The following is a 2,897-nucleotide window of genomic DNA, read 5'->3' as shown; positions in this document are numbered from 1 at the left end:
ATTCTCGACCGCGAGGCGCTGCATGGTCCGCGCGCCCATCAGCTCCATGCCGAGGTTCACCGCGCGCTTGTTGGCGGCGAGGATGTCAGCGTCGATCAGCGCCATGCGCGAGGCCAGGCCTTCGACTTCAGCTTCCAGCCTGTCAGCCGGCACCGACTTCAGAGCGAAGCCAAGCTGGGCGGCTTCTGCGCCGGTAGTCGAGTCGCCGGTGAGCATCAGCCGCTTGGTCCATTGCGGGCCGACATTGTAGAGCCACATCTGGTTCGGCAGCGCGCCGAGATTGCGGCCGGCCGGGAAGGAGACGGTGGCGTCGTCGGCGATGATCACGATGTCGCAGAGCAGGGCGATGTCTGTGCCGCCGGCGACGCAGGGCCCATGGACCTGCGCGATGACCGGCTTGTGCATGTCGAAGATTGCCATGCGATAGCGCTGGGCGCGTTCGAGCTGCCAGATATCATCGTCGACACTGCGCCCGCCGCGCTTGTTGTCTGTCTCGCCGTCGAGCCGGGAGACCGGTACCGCGCCTGCGCCAGAGAGGTCATAGCCGGCTGAGAAGCCGCGGCCTGCGCCCTTCAGGATGACGCAATGGACGGCGCGGTCATTGTCAGCCTGCCAGAGCGCTTCGGCCATCTCCGCCTGCATCTTCAGCGTCAGCGCATTGAGCTTGTCCGGCCGGTTGAGCGTGATACGGGCGCGGCCATTCTCAACCTCATAGATGATCTCCTCGAACATGTTTGCCTCTCCTAAAGCGGCGGATCGATACGGTAGACTTGGCGGGCGACGCGGCTGAACATCGCCTGCTGTTCCAGCTCGCTATAGTCGGCGGCGATCTTCTTCATGGCGTTCCAGTAGACCCGGTAGCTGAGCGACAGCCGGTCGACCGGGAAGTTGCTCTCGAACATGCAGCGCTCGGCGCCGAAGCATTTGATCATGTGATGGTAGTAGGGCGCGTGGGCCTCGACGATTTCGTCTGATGTGGCCGGCGTGTCCCGTTTGTCCCAGCCAAAGCCATTGTCCGGCATGGCGAGGCCGCCGAGCTTGGCGAAGACGTTCGGGTTCTCTGCAACCGCAGCTACATCCTCCTTCCATTTCGGGAAGTTCGCCTCGTGGCTGCCCTCATAGGGGCCGACGCCGAGAGGCGTTCCGAAATGATCGAGGATCATTGTAGTGCCTGGTGCGGCAGCGGCGAGATCGGCAAAGTCGAGGATCTGGGTGTGATAATTCCAGGTGTCATAGGTCATGCCGCGCTGCCCGAGGTGCGCGACGCCGCGGCGGAAGTTTTCGTCCTTGTAGAGACCTTCGGGCGCCCGCGGCTTGATGCGGAACCCATCGCTCGCCCTGTCGAACGGGCCGGCATGACGGATGCCGCGGAAGAGGCCTTCGGAGGCGACGATATGGGCGTCGAGCACTTCATCGAGCGTGTCCACCGGCAGCCTCAGATCGCCATGGCCTATGAAGCCAGCGATGGAGGCCTTGCGCTTGTCTTCGCTGGCGCGGATAGCGGCGTTCGTGACGAATTCAGTCTCCCCGATCGGTTTGAGATGGTCCGGGCCATCGGGGCGATAGGCGGCGCCGCACTCCATGAAGATGGTCTGGGTGACGTTGTGGCCGTCTTCTGTATCGCTCCACAGTTCTTCGAGGTCGTAGACGATGCCGGCCGGATTATCCTTCGGCCAGAGATGGTGATGCGGATCGACGATCTCCCGGTCCGGGTCGATCACATCCTCTTTAACCTGGGCGAGCCATTCGTCATTATCGAACATAGGCCGTCTTCCTCCCTCCATTCTTATCCCATCCGGCTTATTGCATGTTTCGGCTGCTCGCCAGTTTTCCCGGCCAGAATGTCACCAGCAATAAGGGGAGCGAGGTGAGAAGGAACATCATGTCGGGTCCGAGCTGGGTTGAGACAAGGCCGGCGATGGCGGGGCCGAGCACGCTACCGACGGCCAGGGCGATGAGTGCAACGACGAAGCCGGATGTGCCGTGCTCTGGAAACAGGCGCAGGCTCCAGATGGAGAAGATCGCGCTGGCGGACATCAGGGCGGCGCCCTGGAGACCCGCCGACACAACGACGCCGGGCCAGGACTGGGGCGCGAGTGCGATGAGCCCGAGAGAGATCGCAGCGACTGCGAAGATCAGGCGCAACAGCCAGCCGGTCCCGGTCTTTGCTTCGGCCCGGCCGGTGAGTGTGCCGAGCATGCCAAAGGCGCCATAGCTCAGAAAGATGATGCCGGCGCCAGCGCCGCTGCGAAGGCCCGAAAGGCCGCCGGCCTCCACCACCCGGTCGGCAGCGAAGGAAAAATAGACCGCGTTCGCCGCGCCGAAACAGAGCGCCGCCAGGTAGAGCGGGATGCCCGCGCGGCAGAGATACTTCGGCGACTCGCGGGCCGGCTGGCGGTCACCAGGCCGGGATGGCGCCGGCATTTCGATTAAGGCTCCAAGGGCGACGGCGAATGCGGCGAGGCAGAACCCGCCCCAGGCGTGGCGCCAGGTGAAGACATCATAGGTGACCGCCAGGGACATCAGAGCGGCGAGGATGATGCCGATACTTGTGCCCGAGGCGATGACGGCGAGCACACTGGCGCGGGACCTGCGAGACACAAACCGCTTGGCGGCATCGTTGAAGGGGGCCCAGCAAAGGCCGGCACTGGCGCTTGCGAACATCACCCCGGCCAGGAGCTGGAGCGCCCCGCCTGCCGCCGCGATCATCAGAAAGCCGATACACGCCGAGGCGGCCCCAACGACGACGGGCATGCGGGGGCCGGACCGGCCGACCAGCCGGACCGTCAGCGGCAGGGCCAGGAGGAAAGCAATGAAACCGGCACTGGCAAACAGGCCGGCCTGGTTCGTGGACAGAGAGAAAGCGTCGCGAAACTGGGGCAGGAAAAGGCCGAAGC

The 2,897-nt window shown here is 64.4% G+C and carries 3 protein-coding genes; all 3 read right to left on the bottom strand.

Annotated elements, in window-relative coordinates:
* Positions 1–732, bottom strand: a 732-nt coding sequence (locus tag WA989_RS01205) for a crotonase/enoyl-CoA hydratase family protein (RefSeq protein WP_424338708.1), incomplete at its 3' end; no start/stop codon positions are given.
* Positions 733–743: 11 nt separating this feature from the next.
* Positions 744–1,763, bottom strand: a complete 1,020-nt coding sequence (locus tag WA989_RS01200) for an amidohydrolase family protein (protein WP_424338707.1) — start codon at positions 1,761–1,763, stop codon at positions 744–746.
* A gap of 37 nt (positions 1,764–1,800) precedes the next feature.
* Positions 1,801–2,897: MFS transporter (locus tag WA989_RS01195; RefSeq protein ID WP_424338706.1), on the bottom strand; the 1,097-nt coding region annotated here is incomplete at its 5' end.

The organism is Henriciella sp., from assembly GCF_049649345.1.
Classification (GTDB): domain Bacteria; phylum Pseudomonadota; class Alphaproteobacteria; order Caulobacterales; family Hyphomonadaceae; genus Henriciella.
This window is presented reverse-complemented; position numbering and strand designations above follow the sequence as displayed.

Bases quoted from the DNA above. Each gene is read 5' to 3' on its own strand.
- WA989_RS01200 (WP_424338707.1), bottom strand. From the start codon at position 1,763: ATGTTCGATAATGACGAATGGCTCGCCCAGGTTAAAGAGGATGTGATC.